Source organism: Pseudomonas sp. EA_5y_Pfl2_R50, assembly GCF_963970475.1.
Taxonomy (GTDB): domain Bacteria; phylum Pseudomonadota; class Gammaproteobacteria; order Pseudomonadales; family Pseudomonadaceae; genus Aquipseudomonas.
The window spans coordinates 81,817-100,454 of the sequence record NZ_CAXAPT010000002.1 but is presented as its reverse complement, the minus strand read 5'-3'; the positions used below and the strand labels follow the sequence as shown (position 1 = coordinate 100,454).

Sequence of the window (18,638 nt, the reverse complement as noted above, 5' to 3'; positions counted from 1 at the left end):
ATGATTGTCGTGGAAAAACTGACCAAGCAATTCAAGGGTCAAGTCGTGCTCAACGGCATCGACCTGGAGGTCAAGGAAGGCGAGGTGGTCGCGATCATCGGCCCCAGCGGCTCGGGCAAAACGACCTTCCTGCGCTGCCTGAACTTCCTTGAAGAACCCACCAGCGGCCGGATCAAGGTCGGCGATATCGAGATCGATACCAGCCGCCCGCTGAACCAGCAGCAGAGCCTGGTACGCAACCTGCGCCAACACGTCGGCTTCGTGTTCCAGAACTTCAACCTGTTCCCCCATCGCACCGCACTGGAGAACGTCATCGAAGGCCCGATTGTGGTCAAGAAGATGCCCCGCGACCAAGCGACGGCCCTGGGCAAGAAACTGTTGGCCAAGGTCGGCCTGGCCGGTAAAGAAGACGCATACCCGCGTCGTCTCTCCGGTGGTCAGCAACAGCGCGTGGCGATTGCCCGCGCGCTGGCGATGGAGCCGGAAGTGATCCTGTTCGACGAGCCAACCTCGGCCCTCGACCCGGAACTGGTCGGTGAAGTGCTGTCGACCATTCGCGGTCTGGCCGAAGAGAAACGCACGATGGTGATTGTCACCCACGAAATGGGCTTCGCCCGCGACGTGGCCAATCGCGTGGTGTTTTTCGACAAAGGCGTGATCGTCGAGCAAGGTGAAGCCAAGGCATTGTTTGCCAACCCGCAAGAAGTGCGCACTCAACAATTCCTCAGCAAGTTTCTTAACCACGCTTGAAAACGCTAGTTGCAGTTGACCGTCAACTTCCACGGATGGAAGTTACGTTAACCCTCACTGATAATCACATATAAAAAACCTCCCTTCCCGCGCTGCACATATATGTTCTGCAACAGAGTTGATTCACTCTGAATGCGCTAGATATTTCATAAAAGGGTTTCAACACGTCTGTGTAAAAACCTGCAAAAACAGCGAAGATACGTAGCCTTATTCGCCTCATCGCCTAGGCATATGGCCTCTGTGCTGTAGGAACATTCTGATTGAAGCGTAATTCACGGATTAACTAACTCGCTCTATTGACACCCCACCCGTCACGTTCTTATCTAGTCCCCAACCGGCGCGACTTAGTTCGATCAACTTGCACCCTACATCAATAAAAGCCCACAGCTTTATTGCCAGTTGATTCACGCCTTTTGTTTTTCCAGAAACGGAATTCGTTGCAAGGCTTCAAGGAGAGAAATCGATGACCCGCACTTTGCACACCCCCGAACTCACCGCGCCAACCCTGGCGCCCACGCAAAAAAACGGTATCAACCTCGCCGCCGCCGCTCATTTGCTGGTCGACATTGCGCCTTGGCCCGGCATGGATTGCGGTGACCTGATCGAGTTGTTCTGGAACAAATGCTACGTCGCCTCCCGGGTGCTGACAGCCGAGGATCTGGGAACGACCGTCAGCCTGCGGGTGCCGGAAAGTTTCGTTGCCAACGGCACTGCGCGCATCCACTACCGGTTGATGCAGGTCGGTCAGGGCCCGGCCCTGTCGGCGGCGACGCGGGTGGAGGTGAAGCTCGACTGTCCGGGAGGGCAACCGCCGGCACTTTCTGGCGATGAAAACCAGCAACTGGCCGCCGTGACGATCCCGGAAAGCATTCGGCGCCAGGGCGTGAACCCGAACCAGATCAAACGCGGCGTACCGCTGACCATCGAGCCCTACGTGAACATGGCCGAGGGCGATGCCATCACCCTGCGCTGGGGCGACGTGCGCATGGATCTGGCCCAGGTGACGGCAGCCGATGTCGGGCTGCCGATACAGGTCTGGGTGCCTCCGGCCGTGATCATGGAAGGCGGCGAGGATCTGCGCCTGGACGTGACGTATTGCATCCTCGACCGGGTCGGCAACAACTCGCGCTGGGCACCGCCGAGAACGCTGAAAATCGGTTGTGCCAACCCTTATCTGAAAGTGCCGCTGCGGCCTGAACTCAAAGCTGCCGAATCCCCCAGGCAATAAACCAGGCTCACGGCGAGGGGGCCTCCGTGGCGAAGGAATTCATCCTCGAAGTCGCGCGCAGGGGGCCCCGACAAAAGGCCTGCTGCGCAGTCCATCGAGATCTGCTCGTCCACTGAAAACTTTTAACCAACCTGACCATCACCCCTTCTATGCATATTCCTAAAAGTTAGTATATTTAATATTTATACAAGCTTAGGGTATATGAACCGGACCACCGGACATTCTTTCGTTCGCCGCACTCTAGCGGCGTTTTTCATGAGATGTGAGGTAGGTAGTATGGTCCGGAACACAATCACCCCAGTGCAGATCGCCAGGGCATTGCGTGCAGCCAAGGAGCGGCACTGATGTCCAGTCTGGCCGATGCAAACGTCCAGTCTGATCTGGACATCGCCCCGTTGTTGTTGCCCGCACAGGTCTTGCGCAACGACGCCCAAGCCATCAAGGCTGCCCATGAGCTGGCGCAGGTTGCCCGCGTACAGGCCGCCACCCGCGACCGTCAGCGCAAATTGCCGTGGTCGGAAATCGAACAGTTCACGCGCAGCGGTCTGGGCAGCATCGCCATCCCGCGCGAATACGGTGGCCCGCAAGTTTCGTTCGTCACTCTGGCCGAGGTGTTCGCGATCATTTCCGCCGCCGATCCGGCGTTGGGACAGATCCCGCAGAACCAGTTCGGCATCATCAATCTGGTGCTCGGCAGTGCCAGCGATGAGCAGAAAAAGCAGCTGTTCCAGAGCGTCCTCGAAGGCTGGCGCATCGGCAATGCCGGCCCGGAGCGCGGCACTAAAAACACGTTGGAGCTGAAAGCACGGATCACCGCCGACGGCGATGATTACGTGATCAACGGCCAGAAGTTCTACTCCACCGGCGCACTGTTTGCGCATTGGGTTGCGGTGAAAGCGCTCAACGACGACGGCAAGCAAGTGCTGGCCTTTGTTCGTCGTGGCACGCCGGGGTTGCGCATCGTCGACGACTGGTCGGGCTTCGGTCAGCGCACCACCGCCAGCGGCACGATTCTGCTGAACAACGTCCGCGTAGAGTCGAGTCTGGTGGTCGACAACTGGAAGATCAACGAAACCCCGAACACCCAAGGCGCAGTGTCGCAGCTGATCCAAGCCGCCATCGACGCCGGTATCGCCCGTGGCGCCATCGAAGACGCCATCGAATTCGTCAAAACCCGTGCGCGGCCATGGATCGACGCCAGGGTTGATCGCGCCAGCGATGACCTCTACGTCATCGCCGACATCGGCAAACTGAAAATCGAATTGCATGCCGCCGAGGCGCTGCTACGCAAGGCCGGCAAAGTGCTCGATCAGGTGCACGCCGCGCCGCTCACTGCCGAATCCGCCGCCCGCGCCTCGATTGCCGTGGCCGAGGCGAAAGTGTTGACCACCGAAATCTCCTTGCTCGCCAGCGAAAAGCTGTTCGAACTGGCCGGCAGCCGCGCGACCCTCGCCGAATTCAACCTCGACCGCCACTGGCGCAACGCCCGCGTGCACACCCTGCACGACCCGGTGCGCTGGAAATATCACGCGGTCGGCGCCTATCGCCTCAACGGCACGCTGCCTGCCCGCCATTCCTGGATCTGAGACGACCGCACACTTTCTCAAGTGCAATGGAGAAACCCATGACTTTTTCCCATCACGTCGCGGTCATCACCAGCGATGAGCAAGCCCTGATCGTCGCCAGCGACCTTGCCGAAGACTTCAAACGCGACAGCGCCGTGCGCGACCGCGAACGCCGCCTGCCCTTACCGGAACTCGACGTGTTTTCCCGCTCGGGCCTGTGGGGCATCAGCGTGCCGAAGGCATACGGCGGCGCTGGGGTGTCCAACGTGACACTGGCCAAAGTCATCGCCCTGATCGCTCAGGCTGACGGCTCGCTCGGGCAGATTCCGCAGAACCATTTCTACGCCCTCGAAGTGCTCCGTGTGAACGGCAGTCACGCGCAGAAACAACGGCTGTACGCCGAAGTGCTCGCCGGCCAACGCTTCGGCAATGCACTCGCGGAACTGGGTACCAAAACCGCTCACGACCGCGTCACCCGCCTCAAGCGCGACGGTGATGGCTATCGCATCAATGGCCGCAAGTTCTATGCGACCGGCGCCATTTACGCCCAGCGCATTCCGACGTCCGTGGTCGATGAAAACAGCGTGCAGCAACTGGCCTTTGTGCCGCGCGACAGCCGGGGCCTGACCGTAATCGACGACTGGAGCGGCTTCGGCCAGCGCACCACCGGCAGCGGTTCGGTGGTGTTTGAAGACGTGTATGTCGCCGCCGAAGACGTGATCCCGTTCCAGAGTGCTTTTGAACGCCCGACCACGGTCGGCCCGTTGGCGCAAATCCTTCACGCCGCCATCGACACCGGCATTGCCCGTGCCGCTTTTGAAGATGCGCTGCACTTTGTGCGCAGCAAAACCCGGCCATGGATCGATTCCGGTAACGACAAAGCCAGCGAAGATCCGCTGACGCTGAAAAGCTTCGGCCACTTGGGCATTCGCCTGCACGCCACTGAAGCATTGCTGGAGCGTGCCGGGGAGTTCCTCGACGCCGCGCAGGCCGAAACCAGCGCTGATACCGTCGCCGCCGCGTCGATTGCCGTGGCCGAAACCCGCGCGATCAGCACTGAAATTTCCCTCGCCGCCGGCAGCACGCTGTTCGAACTGGCCGGCAGCCAGGCCACCCTGATCGAACACGGCCTCGACCGCCACTGGCGCAACGCCCGCGTGCATACCCTGCACGACCCGGTGCGCTGGAAGTATCACGCGGTGGGCAACTACTACCTCAACGACGAAAACCCTCCGCTGCGAGGGACGATCTGATGAGTGCTGCGAAAAAGAAGATGCTGCTCAACGCCTTCAACATGAACTGCATCGGCCACATCAACCACGGCTTGTGGGCGCATCCGCGCGACACCTCAACCCGCTACAACACCATTGAATACTGGACCGAACTGGCACAACTGCTCGAGCGCGGGCTGTTCGACGGGCTGTTCATCGCCGACATCGTCGGCGTGTACGACGTCTATCAGAACTCGGTCGACGTCACGCTGAAAGAGTCGATCCAGTTACCGGTCAATGACCCGCTGTTGCTGGTGTCGGCCATGGCTGCGGTGACCAGAAACCTCGGTTTCGGTCTCACCGCCAATCTCACCTACGAGCCGCCGTACCTGTTCGCCCGACGCATGTCCACGCTCGATCATTTGAGCCGTGGCCGCGTCGGCTGGAACATCGTCACCGGATACCTCGACAGCGCCGCCAAAGCCATGGGGCTGAGCGAACAGGTCGAGCATGATCGTCGCTACGATCAGGCCGACGAATACCTCGAAGTGCTCTACAAACTCTGGGAAGGCAGTTGGGAAAACGGCGCGATGCGCAATGATCGCCAGCAGCGGGTCTACGCTGATCCGGAAAAAGTGCACAAGGTCGAGCACAAGGGCGAGTTCTATCAGGTCGAGGGTTATCACCTCTGCGAGCCGTCGCCGCAACGCACGCCAGTGCTGTTTCAGGCCGGCAGTTCGGATCGCGGTCTGCTGTTTGCCGGGCGTCACGCCGAGTGCGTGTTCATCAGCGGCCAGAACAAGCCGTCGACCAGGGTTCAGGTCGACAAGGTCCGCGCCAGCGCCGTCGAAGCCGGACGTAATCGCGAAGACATCAAGGTGTTCATGGGCCTCAACGTGATTGTTGGCGCGACCGAAGAAGCCGCGTGGGCCAAGCATGCCGAATACCTCAGCTACGCCAGTGCCGAGGCCGGCGTCGCGCATTTTTCCGCATCGACGGGTATCGACTTTTCCCAATACGAGATCGACGAACCGATCCAGTACGTGAAAAGCAACGCCATCCAGTCCGCCACCAAAAACCTGCAGAACAACGACTGGACCCGGCGCAAGTTGCTCGACCAGCACGCCCTCGGTGGGCGCTACATCACCGTCGTCGGTTCTCCTGAGCAAGTGGCGGATGAGCTGGAAGCGTGGATCGCCGAAACCGGCCTCGATGGCTTCAACCTGACCCGGATCGTTACGCCGGAAAGCTACGTCGATTTCATCGAGCTGGTGATTCCCGAGCTGCAGCGGCGTGGGTCGTACAAGACTGCATACGACAACGGCAGCTTGCGCCAAAAGCTGTTTCACGGCGCGGCGCAGTTGCCGGAGCAACACACTGGATCTTCGTACCGCCGCTAAAAGCTTCGCGAGCAAGCTCGCTCCCACATTTGCAATGCATTTCCCTGTGGGAGCGAGCCTGCTCGCGAAGAAGTCCGACCAGACACCACAAATTATTGCACTGACTGGAAAACTCATCATGACCCAGAAACGCCTGTCCCACCCAGTCAAAGCACTGGCCCTGGCCCTCGGCCTGTTCAGCTCGGCCGTGTTCGCCGCCGACGCTCCGTTGAAAATCGGCACCACCGCTGCCTTCGCCATTCCGCTGGAAGCCGCCGTCGAAGAGGCCTCCAAACAAGGCCTGAACGTCGAGCTGGTGGAGTTCACCGACTGGATCGCACCGAACGTCAGCCTCGCCGCCGGCGACATCGACGTGAACTACTTCCAGCACATCCCGTTCCTCGAAAACGCCAAGGCCGCCTCGGGTTTTGATCTGGTGCCGTTCGCGCCGGGGATCATCAACAACGTCGGCCTGTATTCGAAGAAATACAAAAGCTTCGACGAATTGCCAGAAGGCGCCAGCGTCGCCATCGCCAACGACCCGATCAACAGCGGTCGCGGTTTGCAGCTGCTGGCAAAGGCCGGTCTGATCACGCTGAAACCCGGCGTCGGCTACAAGGCCACCGAAGACGACATCGTCGCCAACCCGAAGAAAATCAAAATTCTTCAGGTGGAAGCGGTGCAGCTGGTGCGCGCCTACGACGACGCCGACCTGGTGCAGGGTTACCCGGCGTACATTCGGCTGGCGAAGACCTTCGATGCTGGCTCGGCATTGCTGTTCGACGGTCTCGACCACAAGGAATACGTGATCCAGTTCGTCATTCAGCCGAAGAGCAAAACCGACCCGCGCCTGATCAAATTCGTCGACATTTACCAGCATTCGCCGGCCGTTCGCGCGGCGCTGGATAAGGCCCACGGCAAGCTGTATCAAGCCGGTTGGGAGAGCTGAGCATGACGGCGGCGATCCAGCGGCGACTGGAAACTCCAGAGCCACACAATGCGGAAAAAACCGAACTTCACCCTGAATTGAATCGCGCCCATGTGCGCTTCATCGGTCTGGGCAAAACCTATAACGGTCGGCAAGGTCCGGTGGCGGCGTTGCAAGGCATCGACCTGGCAATCCAGCACGGCGAGGTGTTCGGCATCATCGGCCGCAGCGGCGCTGGCAAATCGTCGCTGATTCGCATGATCAATCGCCTGGAACAACCGACTTCGGGGCGGGTGCTGATTGATCAGGTCGACATCGGCGAGTTCGATGAAGATCGCCTCGTAGCACTGCGCCGACGGATCGGCATGATCTTCCAGCACTTCAATCTGATGTCGGCCAAGACCGTTTGGCAGAACGTTGAACTGCCGCTGAAAGTGGCTGGAGTGGCGAAGGAACAACGCGAGAAAAAGGTTCGCGAACTGCTCGAACTGGTTGGCCTGCAAGCCAAGCACCAGGCCTATCCGGCGCAGCTTTCCGGCGGCCAGAAACAGCGCGTCGGCATCGCCCGCGCGCTGGTGCATGACCCGGATATTTTGCTCTGCGACGAAGCGACTTCGGCACTCGATCCGCAAACCACCCAGTCGATCCTCGGCCTGCTGCGCGAGATCAACCAGCGCCTGGGTCTGACCATTGTGTTGATCACCCATGAAATGGCAGTGATTCGCGAAGTCTGCGACCGCGTTGTGGTGCTGGAACACGGCCGCGTCGTCGAGCAGGGCCCGGTGTGGGAAGTGCTCGGCAACCCGCAGCACGAAGTCAGCCGGACTTTGCTGGCGCCGTTGCAACACGCGCTGCCGGAAGAATTGCGCAGCCGCCTGCACGCGCAAGTGCCCTCTTGCGCTGCTGCTGTGGTGCTGCGCTTGCAGTTCACCGGCAGTGCCAGTGATGAGCCGGATCTGGCGGCACTGTTTGCTGCGCTCGGTGGACGAGTGAAATTGCTTCAGGGCGGCGTCGAACGGATTCAGGGGCATGCGTTGGGGCAACTGTTGTTGGCGGTGAACGGCTCCTCGCTCAGCGCCGTGCAACTGCGCGAGCGCGCCACGCCATGGGCGCAACGGGTGGAGGTGGTGGGCTATGTGGTTTGATCGCTTGTTGCAGGGCTTTATCGACACGTTCCTGATGGTTGGCGTGTCGTCGCTGATCGCGTTGCTGGTGGGGATTCCCATGGCGGTGATCCTGGTCACCAGCGACAAGGGCGGGATCTATGAAGCGCCGGTGTTGAACCGTGCCTTGGGCGCGTTCGTGAACCTGTTTCGCTCGATCCCGTTTCTGATTCTGATGGTTGCGCTGATTCCGTTTACCCGCCTGATTGTCGGGACGACCTACGGCGTGTGGGCTGCGGTGGTGCCACTGACGATTGCGGCGACGCCGTTCTTTGCGCGAATTGCCGAAGTGAGTTTGCGTGAGGTCGATCATGGCTTGATCGAAGCCGCGCAAGCGATGGGTTGCCGGCGCTGGCACATCGTCTGGCATGTACTTTTGCCGGAGGCGCTGCCGGGCATCGTCGGTGGGTTCACCATTACCCTGGTGACCATGATCAACTCGTCGGCGATGGCCGGGGCGATTGGTGCTGGCGGATTGGGCGACATCGCTTATCGCTACGGCTATCAGCGCTTTGACAGCCAGATCATGCTGACGGTCATTGTGTTGCTGGTGGCGTTGGTGGCGGTGATTCAGTTGTGTGGGGATCGCTTGGCGCGGGGGTTGAACAAGCGCTGAACTCATCCGCAATCATGTCACACCGCTAAAACCGCTCCCGCATTTGGAATGGTGTTCCCCTGTGGGAGCGAGCCTGCTCGCGAATGGCCCCGATGGCGTATATTCGGCAAATCTCCTTTGCCCGTGCAGCCCTCGACCATGAAACAGACTCCCGCCGATCTCGACCAGATCACTGCCACCACCCTCGGCCACTACAACTCGGTGGCCGAGGACTTCCGTGAAGGCACCCGCGACCACGATGTCAGCCAGAACATAGACGCGCTGCTGCGGCATATTCAGGGCTCAGCACCGTTTACCATTCTGGATTTCGGTTGTGGTCCGGGCCGGGATTTGCAGACGTTTACGCGCATGGGTCATGTTGCGGTCGGGCTGGATGGTTCGCAGGAATTCGCGCGGATGGCCCGTGAGGACAGTGGCTGCGAAGTGTTGCAGCAGGACTTTCTGAAGCTGGATCTGCCAGCCGAACGCTTCGACGGAATTTTTGCCAATGCGGTGCTGTTTCATGTGCCGTTGCAGGAATTGCCGAGAGTGCTCAAGCAATTGCAGGGTGCGTTGAAACCGGGTGGGGTGTTGTTCAGCTCCAATCCGCGTGGGGATAACCGTGAAGGCTGGAACGGGCCGCGTTATGGCTCGTATCACGATCTGGCGGCCTGGCAAGGGCTGTTGACGGCGGCGGGTTTTGTCGAGCTGGAGCACTACTACCGGCCGGCAGGGCTGCCGCGAGAGCAGCAGCCCTGGCTGGCGAGTGTCTGGCGTAAATCTGCGTAGCCGGTTCTGACGCCTTCGCGAGCAAGCCCGCTCCCACATGTTGACCGCGTCCGCCTGGGCAACTCGGTCAACTGTGTGAGCGGGCTTGCTCGCGAAAAGAGTGCGCAGCACTCGCTTTCAAGCGGCATCCTTTTGTGGCTCGCGAATCTTGTACCAGGCCACATACAGCGCCGGAAGGAACAATAGCGTCAGCAACGTCGCCACCACAATCCCGCCAATCATCGCGTAAGCCATCGGCCCCCAGAACACTTCCCGGGCAATCGGGATCATGCCCATGCTCGCCGCAGCGGCGGTCAGCAGGATCGGCCGGCGCCGGTGCTCGGTGGCCTCGACCACCGCGTCCCACGGCGCATAGCCTTTCTGCTCGAACTCATCGATCTGGGTCACCAGAATCACCGAGTTGCGGATGATGATGCCGATCAGTGCCAGAATCCCCAGAATCGCCACGAAGCCCATCGGCGTACCCGTCGGCACCAGCGCCAGCACCACGCCGATCAGTCCCAGCGGGGCGACACTCGCCACCAGGAACATCTTCTGCACGCTGTGCAACTGAATCATCAGGAAGGTCGCCATCAAGAACAGCATCAACGGCAAGACCTTGGCAATCGGCCCTTGGGCCTTGCCGCTTTCCTCCACCGTACCGCCAGTGGCGACTTTGTAGCCAACCGGCAATTTCTCGGCAAAGGCGTCGATGGACGGCTTGAGGATTTTCACCAGATCGGTCGGCTGGATCTCGTCGCGCACCGAGGCCTTGATGGTGATGGTCGGCAAACGGTCGCGACGCCACACCAGCGGCTGCTCCAGTTCATAACGAACCGTGGCGAACGCGAGCAATGGAATCGACGTGCCGCTCGGCGTAACGATCTGCAGGTTCTGCAGGGTTTCCGGCGTGCCGCGTTCGGAATCAACCGCACGTCCGACCACGTTGATCAGGTAGATATCGTCATCGACCTGAGTCAACGGCGAGCCGCTGACGATGCTGTTCATCAGGTTCGCCACATCTTCGGAGGACAGGCCGAGTTGGCGTGCCTTGTCCTGGGCGATGTCGATGCGCAGGACTTTGCCCGGCTCGTTCCAGTCGTAAATGATTTCGCCGATGTGCGAGTTCTTGTCCAGTTCGGTGGCCAGGTCGATGGCGTGTTTGCGCACCTGATCGATATCCTTGCCGCTGACCCGGTACTGGATCGGGCGCCCTACCGGCGGGCCCATTTCCAGCGCCTGCACGTAGCTGCCGATGCCGACAAAGTCCTTGTGCAAGCGTTCGCGCAGACGCTGACTGAGAGCCTCGCGGGCTTCGAAGTCTTTGCTGACGATCACCAGTTGCGCGTAGTACGGGTTCTGCAATTGCTGGTCGAGGGGCAGGTAGAAACGGATCGCGCCCTGACCGATGTAAGTGCTCCAGCGCACGATGTCCGGGTCGCCCTTGAGCGTCGCTTCGAGCTTGTCGACGGCCTTGCGGGTTTCATCAATCGAGGCGTTTTGCGGCAGGTTCAGGTCAACGAGAATTTCCGGACGGTCCGAGGACGGGAAGAACTGGTTCTGCACGAAGCGCATGCAAAAGATCGACAGGACAAACAGCAGCACGGTAATCCCGATGGCCCACCAGCGATTGCGCATCGCCCACAACAGGCCGCCATTGAACGCGCGGCCAACGCGGCCCGGCTCGGCTTCATGGGGTTTCACGTTGGCGCTGAGGATGTGCACGCCGATCACCGGCGCGAAGAACACCGCCACCACCCACGACACCAGCATCGCCACCGCAATCACCGCGAACAGGGTGAAGGTGTACTCACCGGCGGAGCTGGCGTTGAGGCCGATGGGCACGAAACCGGCCACCGTCACCAGCGTGCCTGTGAGCATCGGGAACGCCGTCGAGGTGTAAGCGAACGTCGCCGCCTGCTCGCGGGTCTCGCCCATTTCCAGGCGCGTGACCATCATCTCCACGGTGATCATCGCGTCATCGACCAGCAGGCCGAGGGCGATGATCAATGCGCCGAGGGAAATCCGCTGCATGGTGATGCCGCTGTATTCCATGAACACAAACACCATCGCCAGCACCAGCGGGATCGAACACGCCACCACCAGACCGGCGCGCACGCCAAGGCTGATGAAGCTCACCACCAGCACGATGATTACCGCTTCGAACAGGGCGCTGGTGAAGCCGCCAACGGCCTCTTCGACCACCACCGCCTGATCGGAAACCGTGTGCACGCCAACGCCGACCGGCAAGTTGGCCGTGAGCTGGTCGATGCGCGCATGCAAGGCCTTGCCGAACTCCTGAACGTTGCCGCCCTTCTGCATGGCAATCGCGAGGCCGATGGCCGGCTTGCCGTCGAAGCGAAACTCCGGGGTGGCGGGGTCGACGTAACCACGGCTGATGTCGGCAATGTCGGCCAGCCGGTAGAACCGGTCATTGAGCTTGAGGTTGACCTCGGCGAGGTCTTTTTCGGAAGCGAACTGCCCCGAGGTACGCACCGAAATCCGCTCGGGCCCGGCCTCGATCACGCCCGCAGGCGTCACGGCGTTCTGCGATTGCAGGCTGTCCACTACCTGGCGCTGATCGATGCCCAGCGCGGCGAGTTTGCGCGTTGAGAAATTCAGGTAAATCACTTCGTCCTGCTGGCCGACCATCTCGATCTTGCCCAGCCCCGGCACATTGCGTATCTCCGCCCGCGCCAGTTCCACGTAGTCGCGCAACTGGCGCATGGTCAGGCCGTCGGCGGTGAAGGCATACACCGAACCGAATACGTCACCGAACTCGTCGTTGAATCCCGGGCCCTGAATCCCTCGGGGGAACTGCCCGCGAATGTCGTCGATCTTCTTGCGCACCTGATACCAGATTTCCGGGATGTCCTCGGCACTGGTGGTGTCGCGCAGGTACACGTACACCGTCGATTCGCCGGGCCGCGTGTAGCTTTTTACGTAGTCGAGGGAATCGAGTTCCTCGAGTTTTTTCTCGATGCGGTCGGTGACCTGCTTGAGGGTTTCTTCCTGGGTCGCGCCCGGCCATTTGGTCTGGATGACCATGGTCTTGATGGTGAACGACGGGTCTTCTTCGCGCCCCAGATTGAAGTACGAGAACACGCCCATCAGCAACGCGACGAACATCAGATACCAGACAAAAGACTGATGCTTGAGGGCCCATTCGGAGAGGTTGAAAGAGCCTTTCATTGACTGTCCTCGTCAAGTTTCACGGATTGTCCGGGTTTGAGGCTGTTGACGCCGGCAGTCACCACGCGCTCGCCGTTCTTCACGCCACCGCCCAGCACCACACTGCTGTCGGTGCGACTGATCAGCGTGACGTCGCGGGGGCTGACGGTTTTGTTTTGCGTGTCGATCACCCAGATACGCGATTTGCCATCGACCTCCTGCAGCGCGGTGACAGGCAATTCGATGCGCGGTTTGATTGCCGAACTGAGGGTCACGCTGATGGCCGTGCCGAGGCGCAAACCGTCCGGCGTATCGGCCAGGGTCAGGCGCGCCCGTCGCGTGCGTGTAGCGCTTTGCGCCTGCGGTTCGATCTCGCGGATGACCGCTGTGGTGTTGATGCTCGGGTCGAGTTGCGCGGCCACGGAAAACACCACGTCGCTGGGGATCTGATCGACCAGGGTATCCGGCAGATCAATCACCGCTTCCTTGATGTCCGGTTGCGCCAGGGTCACCACTTGCTGGCCCGCCGTGACGACCTGTCCGGCTTCGGCGTTCCACGCAGTGACCACCGCGCGGTGGTCGGAGCGCAATTCGGTGTAGCCGAGCTGGTCCTTGCTCTGGTTGACCGCCGCGCGCGCCTGATCGAGCGAGGCCTGGGTGGTTTTCAGATCGGTGGTGGCGATGTCCAGTTGGGCTTGAGCACCGACACCACGGTCAAACAGTGCTTGCTGGCGACGGGCATTGGCTTGCGCATTGATCAACTGCGCCTGGACTCTTGCCAGATCGCCCTGGGCCGAGCGCAACTGGTTCTGCTGATCGGACGGATCGAGGGTGGCGAGCAGCGTGCCCTTCTCCACCTCGGCACCGACATCGACGTTGCGACTGGCGATACGCCCGCCGACGCGGAAACCGGTGTTGCTTTCATAACGCGCCTGAATGCTGCCGGCGAAGCGTCCGAGATTTTCTTCGCTCAGCGCTTCGACCTTGACCGACAGCACCGGACGAACCGGCTCCGGCGGCGGCTCCTTCTTCGAACACGCGGCCAGCAGCACAGCGACGGGTAACAGCCACAGATGCTTCATGGCTGTGCTCCCGGTTGCAGATCTTTATAGGTGTTTTCGGCGATCTCGACTTTCATCCCCGGATGCAGCAACTGTCCGCCAGCGACGATAACTTTCTCGCCCCCCTTGAGGCCTCCGCTGATGATAACCTTGCCGGTCAGGTAACGGCCGACCGTGACCGTATGCAGCTGCGCCTCACCCTTGTCGTCGACCATCCACACCGCCGGGTCGCTGACGTTTTTGGTCAGCGCCGACCACGGCAGTTCCACCGCCGATTTGCCGGTGCCTTTGGCGGTCGCGCTGACCACCGAGCCGAGCTGCATGCCCGGCGGCAGTTTGTCGAGAGTGACTTTGACTTGCACGGTGCCGGACTGGGCCGACACCGCCGGAGTGATTTCGCGCACGGTGCCGGTGGTTTTGATGTCGGGGTTGTCGAGCAGGCTGACGGTGATCCTGTTATCGGTGGGACGCTCGGCCAGCAGTGATTCATAAACGTTAAATACTGCATCGCGGTCGCCATCGCGGGCGAGGCTGAAAATCGGCGCAGTGGCCTGCACGACCTGGCCGACTTCGGCCTGTCGCTCGGTGATCACACCTGGCGCATCGGCAATCAACGAGGTGTAGCTGAGTTGATCCCTGGCATTGGCCAGTTGCGCCTGGGCCGCACTGAGGGCGCTTTGACTGCTGCGCAACGCCGCTTGGGCGGAATCGTATTCGCTCTGGCTGGTGTAACCCTTGGGCAGCAACTTCTGCTGACGCACGAACGCCGCTGCGCTCTGTTTCACACGCGCCTGTTCGGCGACGACCTGGGCCTGGGCGGAATCAACGTTGGTCTGCAAATCCTTGGGATCAAGTTTGGCCAGCACCTGTCTGGCCGTGACGCGGTCACCGACGTCGACCATGCGCTGGATGATCTTGCCGCCGACGCGAAATGACAATTCGGTTTGCACACGCGCCTGCACGTCGCCGGTGAGCGTCACCGACGCCGCGTAATCCGTGGGGTTGACCTCTTGCACGAACACCCGTGGCAGATACTGCGCAGCGGGTTTCTCGTCGCCGCATGCCGTCAGCAAAGTGAACAGACTCAGCATGATCGCTGTTTTCAATCCGGGACTCGCCATGCAGACTCCTTCCTGTGTACGAACGTGCAAGTGACGATACGACTGTGAGCTTAGAACAGGGTTCAACGTTCGCCCGTTCGATCCCCATATTTCCCTGCGGCACCTCCACAATGGGCGCCTCATAGAGAAGGAATTCCATGCTCAACACTCTGGCAGTGGCCAATTACCGCTCGATCAACAAGTTGGTGATCCCGCTGGGTCGCCTGAACCTGATCACCGGCCCCAATGGCAGCGGCAAGTCCAACCTCTATCGGGCCTTGCGCCTGCTCGCGGAAACCGCGCAGGGCGGTGTGGTCAACGCACTGGCGCGCGAAGGCGGACTGGATTCGACATTCTGGGCCGGGCCGGAAACCATCAGCCGGCGCATGCTCAACGGTGAAGTGGCGATCGAGCCGACGGTGCGGCAGGGCGTGCGGCGTTTGCGCCTGGGATTTGCCGGGGAAGACTTCAGTTATTCGATTGCCTTGGGGCTGCCCGAGCCGAGCCGCTCGTTTTTTTCCCTCGATCCGCAAATCAAACGCGAATGCATCTGGGCCGGGCCGCTGTATCGCCCGGCGAGTCTGCTTGTGGATCGCAACGGCCCGATGATCCGTGCCCGCGAAGGTCGTGGCTGGGATGTGCTGGCGCAGCACACGCCAAACTTCGACAGCCTGTTCGATCAGGTCGGCAGCCTGCGCAGCTCGCCGGAAGTGTTCCAGATGCGCGAGTTCATCCGACGCTGGCGCTTCTACGATCACTTTCGCAGCGACGCCGATGCGCCAGTGCGCCAGCCGCAATTGGGGACGCGCACGCCGGTGCTGCATCACGACGGTCGCGACCTGGCGGCGGCGTTGCAGACCATCATCGAAATCGGCGATCCCGAGGCGTTGCAGACTGCAATCAGCGACGCGTTCCCTGGGGCACGCCTGCGCATCGAGCCATTGACGGGCGGACGCTTTGCCATCGAGTTTTTTCAGGAAGGCTTGTTGCGGCCATTGTCGGCGGCGGAGTTGTCGGACGGCACGTTGCGCTATCTGCTGCTGGTCGCGGCGCTGCTGACACCGAGGCCACCGTCGCTGATGGTGCTGAACGAACCGGAAACCAGCCTGCACCCGGATCTGTTACCGGCATTGGCGCGATTGATCATTCGTGCCTCGGAGCAGTGTCAGGTGTGGGTGGTGTCGCATGCGCGGCGGTTGATTTCGGCGTTGCAGGAAGACCCGGAGTGCAATTGCATCGTGCTGGAGAAAACCCTGGGGCAGACCGGGATGGTCGGGCAGCGGGTGCTGGATGAGCCGGCGTGGAACTGGCCTGATTGAGCGCTCCAGGCAAAAGCCCTTAACCCTGGTCCACTCCCTGTATGTACCGGACACAGGGTGGACACTTTTTAATACACACATCGCGCAGTTTGCCGGGAAGGAATAAGAAGGCTATTTTCCTTTGCGCTGTAGGAAGGATCTTTTTTTCACGTAAGCCCTCCAAGGACGAACAGCTTTTGGCCAGACTCCCTCGGCCAAACCCATAACAAGGAAGAGAACATGGACGTAAAAGTGCCGCAGCGACTGGACCCGCAGGAGATTGTGAAATTGCTCATGGCGTTGAGGCGAGCGTTGAAGGCCACAGCGTAAATCAAAGGCCCCTCACCCCAGCCCTCCCGAAACGTCGGACCGCCCGTAGGGAGAGGGCCAGGGTGAGGGGCTTTTCCAAGGCACACACAAAAACGCCGATGACCATCACTGGCCATCGGCGTTTTCACACCTTGAAGGGGTGGTTCAAGCGTCAGATCAGAACGCCGGCAGTACCGCGCCGTTGTACTTCTTCTCGATGAACGCTTTGACTTCAGGGCTGGTCAGGGCTTTGGCCAGTTTCTGGATCGCGTCGCTGTTCTTGTTGTCCTCACGGGCCACCAGGAAGTTGACGTAAGGCGAATCAGCGCCTTCGATCACCAGCGCATCTTTCTGCGGATTCAGCTTGGCTTCCAGCGCGTAGTTGGTGTTGATCATGTCCAGATCAACTTCCTTCAGAACCCGTGGCAGCAGGGCCGATTCCAGTTCCTTGAACTTGAAGTTGTGCGGGTTCTTGGCGATGTCTTTCGGCGTTGCCAAAGCGTTTTTCGGATCTTTCAGTTCGATCAGGCCAGCCTTCTGCAGCAGGATCAATGCACGGCCGCTGTTGCTGCCTTCGTTCGGGATGGCGATGGTGGCGCCGTCCGGCAGTTCAGCCAGGGTCTTGTACTTGCTCGAATAGCCACCGAACGGTTCGACGTGCACGCCCTGCACGGTCACCAGATACTTGGACTTGTCGTCCTTGTATTTACCCTGGTTGAAGCTGTTCAGGTACGGCAGGGTCTGAAAGTAGTTGGCATCCAGACGCTTCTCGCCGACCTGTACGTTCGGCTGGACGTAGTCGGTGAACACTTTGATTTCCAGATCCACGCCTTCTTTGGCCAGGGTCGGTTTGATCAGCTCAAGGATTTCAGCGTGGGGCACCGGGGTCGCAGCAACCACCAGTTTTTCACCAGCGCTGGCCAGGGAAGCAGTCAGAGCCGCCGCCAATGCGGTAAACAACAGAACCTTTTTCATGCAGTGTCCTTATCGAAAATCACGGTCGTCATCGACGACGGCATTTAATACGTGTGCCAGTGAAGTGATATCGCTGGCGTGGGTCGGACAATACCGGGATTTTTTATTCCCGGACAATAACGTTTATTCAGCTTCATATTCCATTTTGTTCATATTGAACAAAATGGTTACAACGCTTCGCTCAAATTAATCAGCAACTCTTTCAAGGCCTTAAGCTCAGTCACGGTGCCGCCGATGTTGATTTGTGCCACAAGTCGTTCGATCTGAAGCTGCGGCCCAGACGCCTCGGGCAAATTGAGATGCTCCGGCAGAATCTCGTCGCCGGTGCTTACTAGCAGGGCAAAGTGAATGACGTTTTCCAGCTCGCGGGTGTTGCCCGGCCAGCTGTGCTGTTCGAGCAGGTGCTGCGCCGCCTCGCTGATTAAAGGCACTGGCAGGTCCAGACGCTGGCTGTAGATGCCTAAAAAGTACTCAGCCAGCGACAGGATATCGCCGGTGCGCGCGCGCAGGGCCGGCAACTCGAGATGACCTTCGCTGAGGTAGTGATAAAGCCGCTCATGGAATTTCCCGGCGTGCACCGCTTGCGCCAGATCAATACTGGTGGCCGCAACCAGGCGCACATCCACGGGACTTGGCTGATGCGCACCTACACGGGTGACTTCGTGGTTCTCCAGGGCGGCGAGCAGTTTGATCTGGATCGGCAGCGGCAAGTCGCCGATTTCGTCGAGGTACAAGGTGCCGCCATTGGCCGAACCGAACCAACCGGCGCGACTGCTCGCCGAGCCGCTGAAGCTGCCAGCGGCATAGCCGAACAGTTCGGCGTCGGCATAGGTCGGGCTGATCGCACCGCAATTGACCGAGACGAACAGACCGCTGCGGTCACTGGCGCGATGGATGTGCCGAGCGAGCAATTCTTTACCCGTACCGGTCTCGCCACGGATCAATACCGAGGTCGAGCGCGGCGCCAATTGCTCCAGTTCTTCGCGCAACTGACGCGAGCGCGGATCGACGAACACCAGAGCTTTGGCGCGAATGCTCAGGGGGCTTTTTTCCGCATCGGGAAAGGTCAGCAATGGCGGACCGAACGTTTCGAAACTCATGGCAGACTCCCGCCCAAAACCGCCGGCAGACGGGGGC

The 18,638-nt window shown here is 60.4% G+C and carries 15 protein-coding genes; 10 read left to right on the top strand and 5 right to left on the bottom strand.

Annotated elements, in window-relative coordinates; translation table 11 throughout:
* The 9 genes from tcyN to AACY19_RS03630 all read left to right on the top strand — a co-directional run bounded on the left by tcyN (position 1) and on the right by AACY19_RS03630 (position 9,608).
* Positions 1 to 750 carry an L-cystine ABC transporter ATP-binding protein TcyN gene (gene tcyN, locus AACY19_RS03670; RefSeq protein ID WP_339448042.1) on the top strand — a complete coding sequence of 250 codons (750 nt, stop codon included), beginning with the start codon at positions 1 to 3 and terminating at the stop codon, positions 748 to 750.
* 463 nt (positions 751 to 1,213) lie between these two features.
* Entirely contained in the window at positions 1,214 to 1,978 is a 765-nt protein-coding gene (locus tag AACY19_RS03665) for a hypothetical protein (protein ID WP_339448040.1), read from the top strand.
* A 344-nt stretch (positions 1,979 to 2,322) separates the two neighbouring features.
* A complete protein-coding gene (locus AACY19_RS03660; protein ID WP_339448038.1) occupies positions 2,323 to 3,564 on the top strand; it encodes an SfnB family sulfur acquisition oxidoreductase in 1,242 nt (413 codons plus the stop codon).
* A 38-nt stretch (positions 3,565 to 3,602) separates the two neighbouring features.
* Entirely contained in the window at positions 3,603 to 4,796 is a 1,194-nt protein-coding gene (locus AACY19_RS03655) for an SfnB family sulfur acquisition oxidoreductase (RefSeq protein ID WP_339448036.1), read from the top strand.
* Complete coding sequence (locus tag AACY19_RS03650) at positions 4,796 to 6,154, top strand: LLM class flavin-dependent oxidoreductase (protein WP_339448034.1); 1,359 nt, start codon at positions 4,796 to 4,798, stop codon at positions 6,152 to 6,154. The genes AACY19_RS03655 and AACY19_RS03650 overlap by 1 nt, the downstream gene beginning before the upstream one ends.
* Before the next feature lie 118 nt (positions 6,155 to 6,272).
* A complete protein-coding gene (locus AACY19_RS03645) occupies positions 6,273 to 7,082 on the top strand; it encodes a MetQ/NlpA family ABC transporter substrate-binding protein (RefSeq protein WP_339448032.1) in 810 nt (269 codons plus the stop codon).
* Between the two features lie 2 nt (positions 7,083 to 7,084).
* Positions 7,085 to 8,206 carry a methionine ABC transporter ATP-binding protein gene (locus AACY19_RS03640; protein WP_339448030.1) on the top strand — a complete coding sequence of 374 codons (1,122 nt, stop codon included), beginning with the start codon at positions 7,085 to 7,087 and terminating at the stop codon, positions 8,204 to 8,206.
* Positions 8,196 to 8,840: a methionine ABC transporter permease gene (locus AACY19_RS03635; RefSeq protein ID WP_339448028.1), complete on the top strand. Its 645-nt coding sequence runs from the start codon at positions 8,196 to 8,198 to the stop codon at positions 8,838 to 8,840. Before AACY19_RS03640 ends, AACY19_RS03635 begins: the two co-directional genes overlap by 11 nt.
* A gap of 138 nt (positions 8,841 to 8,978) precedes the next feature.
* Positions 8,979 to 9,608, top strand: a complete 630-nt coding sequence (locus AACY19_RS03630) for a class I SAM-dependent methyltransferase (RefSeq protein WP_339448027.1) — start codon at positions 8,979 to 8,981, stop codon at positions 9,606 to 9,608.
* 117 nt (positions 9,609 to 9,725) lie between these two features.
* Here the strand turns inward: AACY19_RS03630 and AACY19_RS03625 are convergent, their stop codons facing one another.
* From AACY19_RS03625 to AACY19_RS03615, 3 genes are read right to left on the bottom strand one after another with little or no spacing between them, the layout of a single operon-like run.
* Positions 9,726 to 12,779 (bottom strand): efflux RND transporter permease subunit, encoded by a 3,054-nt coding sequence (locus tag AACY19_RS03625; RefSeq protein WP_339448025.1) that lies wholly within the window; start codon positions 12,777 to 12,779, stop codon positions 9,726 to 9,728.
* Positions 12,776 to 13,840, bottom strand: a complete 1,065-nt coding sequence (locus AACY19_RS03620; protein ID WP_339448023.1) for an efflux RND transporter periplasmic adaptor subunit — start codon at positions 13,838 to 13,840, stop codon at positions 12,776 to 12,778. The genes AACY19_RS03625 and AACY19_RS03620 overlap by 4 nt, the downstream gene beginning before the upstream one ends.
* Positions 13,837 to 14,940, bottom strand: coding sequence for an efflux RND transporter periplasmic adaptor subunit (locus tag AACY19_RS03615; protein WP_339448021.1), 1,104 nt, complete (start codon positions 14,938 to 14,940; stop codon positions 13,837 to 13,839). Before AACY19_RS03615 ends, AACY19_RS03620 begins: the two co-directional genes overlap by 4 nt.
* Before the next feature lie 137 nt (positions 14,941 to 15,077).
* Here AACY19_RS03615 and AACY19_RS03610 point away from each other — a divergent pair, with 137 nt between their 5' ends.
* Positions 15,078 to 16,238, top strand: coding sequence for an AAA family ATPase (locus tag AACY19_RS03610; RefSeq protein ID WP_339448019.1), 1,161 nt, complete (start codon positions 15,078 to 15,080; stop codon positions 16,236 to 16,238).
* A gap of 465 nt (positions 16,239 to 16,703) precedes the next feature.
* Here AACY19_RS03610 and AACY19_RS03605 read toward each other — a convergent pair whose 3' ends face one another.
* Entirely contained in the window at positions 16,704 to 17,501 is a 798-nt protein-coding gene (locus AACY19_RS03605) for a MetQ/NlpA family ABC transporter substrate-binding protein (RefSeq protein WP_339448017.1), read from the bottom strand.
* Between the two features lie 167 nt (positions 17,502 to 17,668).
* Entirely contained in the window at positions 17,669 to 18,601 is a 933-nt protein-coding gene (locus tag AACY19_RS03600; RefSeq protein WP_339448015.1) for a sigma 54-interacting transcriptional regulator, read from the bottom strand.
* Positions 18,602 to 18,638 lie beyond the last annotated feature (37 nt).

Bases quoted from the DNA above. Each gene is read 5' to 3' on its own strand.
- tcyN (WP_339448042.1), top strand. From the start codon at position 1: ATGATTGTCGTGGAAAAACTGACCAAGCAATTCAAGGGTCAAGTCGTG.
- AACY19_RS03665 (WP_339448040.1), top strand. From the start codon at position 1,214: ATGACCCGCACTTTGCACACCCCCGAACTCACCGCGCCAACCCTGGCG.
- AACY19_RS03660 (WP_339448038.1), top strand. From the start codon at position 2,323: ATGTCCAGTCTGGCCGATGCAAACGTCCAGTCTGATCTGGACATCGCC.
- AACY19_RS03655 (WP_339448036.1), top strand. From the start codon at position 3,603: ATGACTTTTTCCCATCACGTCGCGGTCATCACCAGCGATGAGCAAGCC.
- AACY19_RS03650 (WP_339448034.1), top strand. From the start codon at position 4,796: ATGAGTGCTGCGAAAAAGAAGATGCTGCTCAACGCCTTCAACATGAAC.
- AACY19_RS03645 (WP_339448032.1), top strand. From the start codon at position 6,273: ATGACCCAGAAACGCCTGTCCCACCCAGTCAAAGCACTGGCCCTGGCC.
- AACY19_RS03640 (WP_339448030.1), top strand. From the start codon at position 7,085: ATGACGGCGGCGATCCAGCGGCGACTGGAAACTCCAGAGCCACACAAT.
- AACY19_RS03635 (WP_339448028.1), top strand. From the start codon at position 8,196: ATGTGGTTTGATCGCTTGTTGCAGGGCTTTATCGACACGTTCCTGATG.
- AACY19_RS03630 (WP_339448027.1), top strand. From the start codon at position 8,979: ATGAAACAGACTCCCGCCGATCTCGACCAGATCACTGCCACCACCCTC.
- AACY19_RS03625 (WP_339448025.1), bottom strand. From the start codon at position 12,779: ATGAAAGGCTCTTTCAACCTCTCCGAATGGGCCCTCAAGCATCAGTCT.
- AACY19_RS03620 (WP_339448023.1), bottom strand. From the start codon at position 13,840: ATGAAGCATCTGTGGCTGTTACCCGTCGCTGTGCTGCTGGCCGCGTGT.
- AACY19_RS03615 (WP_339448021.1), bottom strand. From the start codon at position 14,940: ATGGCGAGTCCCGGATTGAAAACAGCGATCATGCTGAGTCTGTTCACT.
- AACY19_RS03610 (WP_339448019.1), top strand. From the start codon at position 15,078: ATGCTCAACACTCTGGCAGTGGCCAATTACCGCTCGATCAACAAGTTG.
- AACY19_RS03605 (WP_339448017.1), bottom strand. From the start codon at position 17,501: ATGAAAAAGGTTCTGTTGTTTACCGCATTGGCGGCGGCTCTGACTGCT.
- AACY19_RS03600 (WP_339448015.1), bottom strand. From the start codon at position 18,601: ATGAGTTTCGAAACGTTCGGTCCGCCATTGCTGACCTTTCCCGATGCG.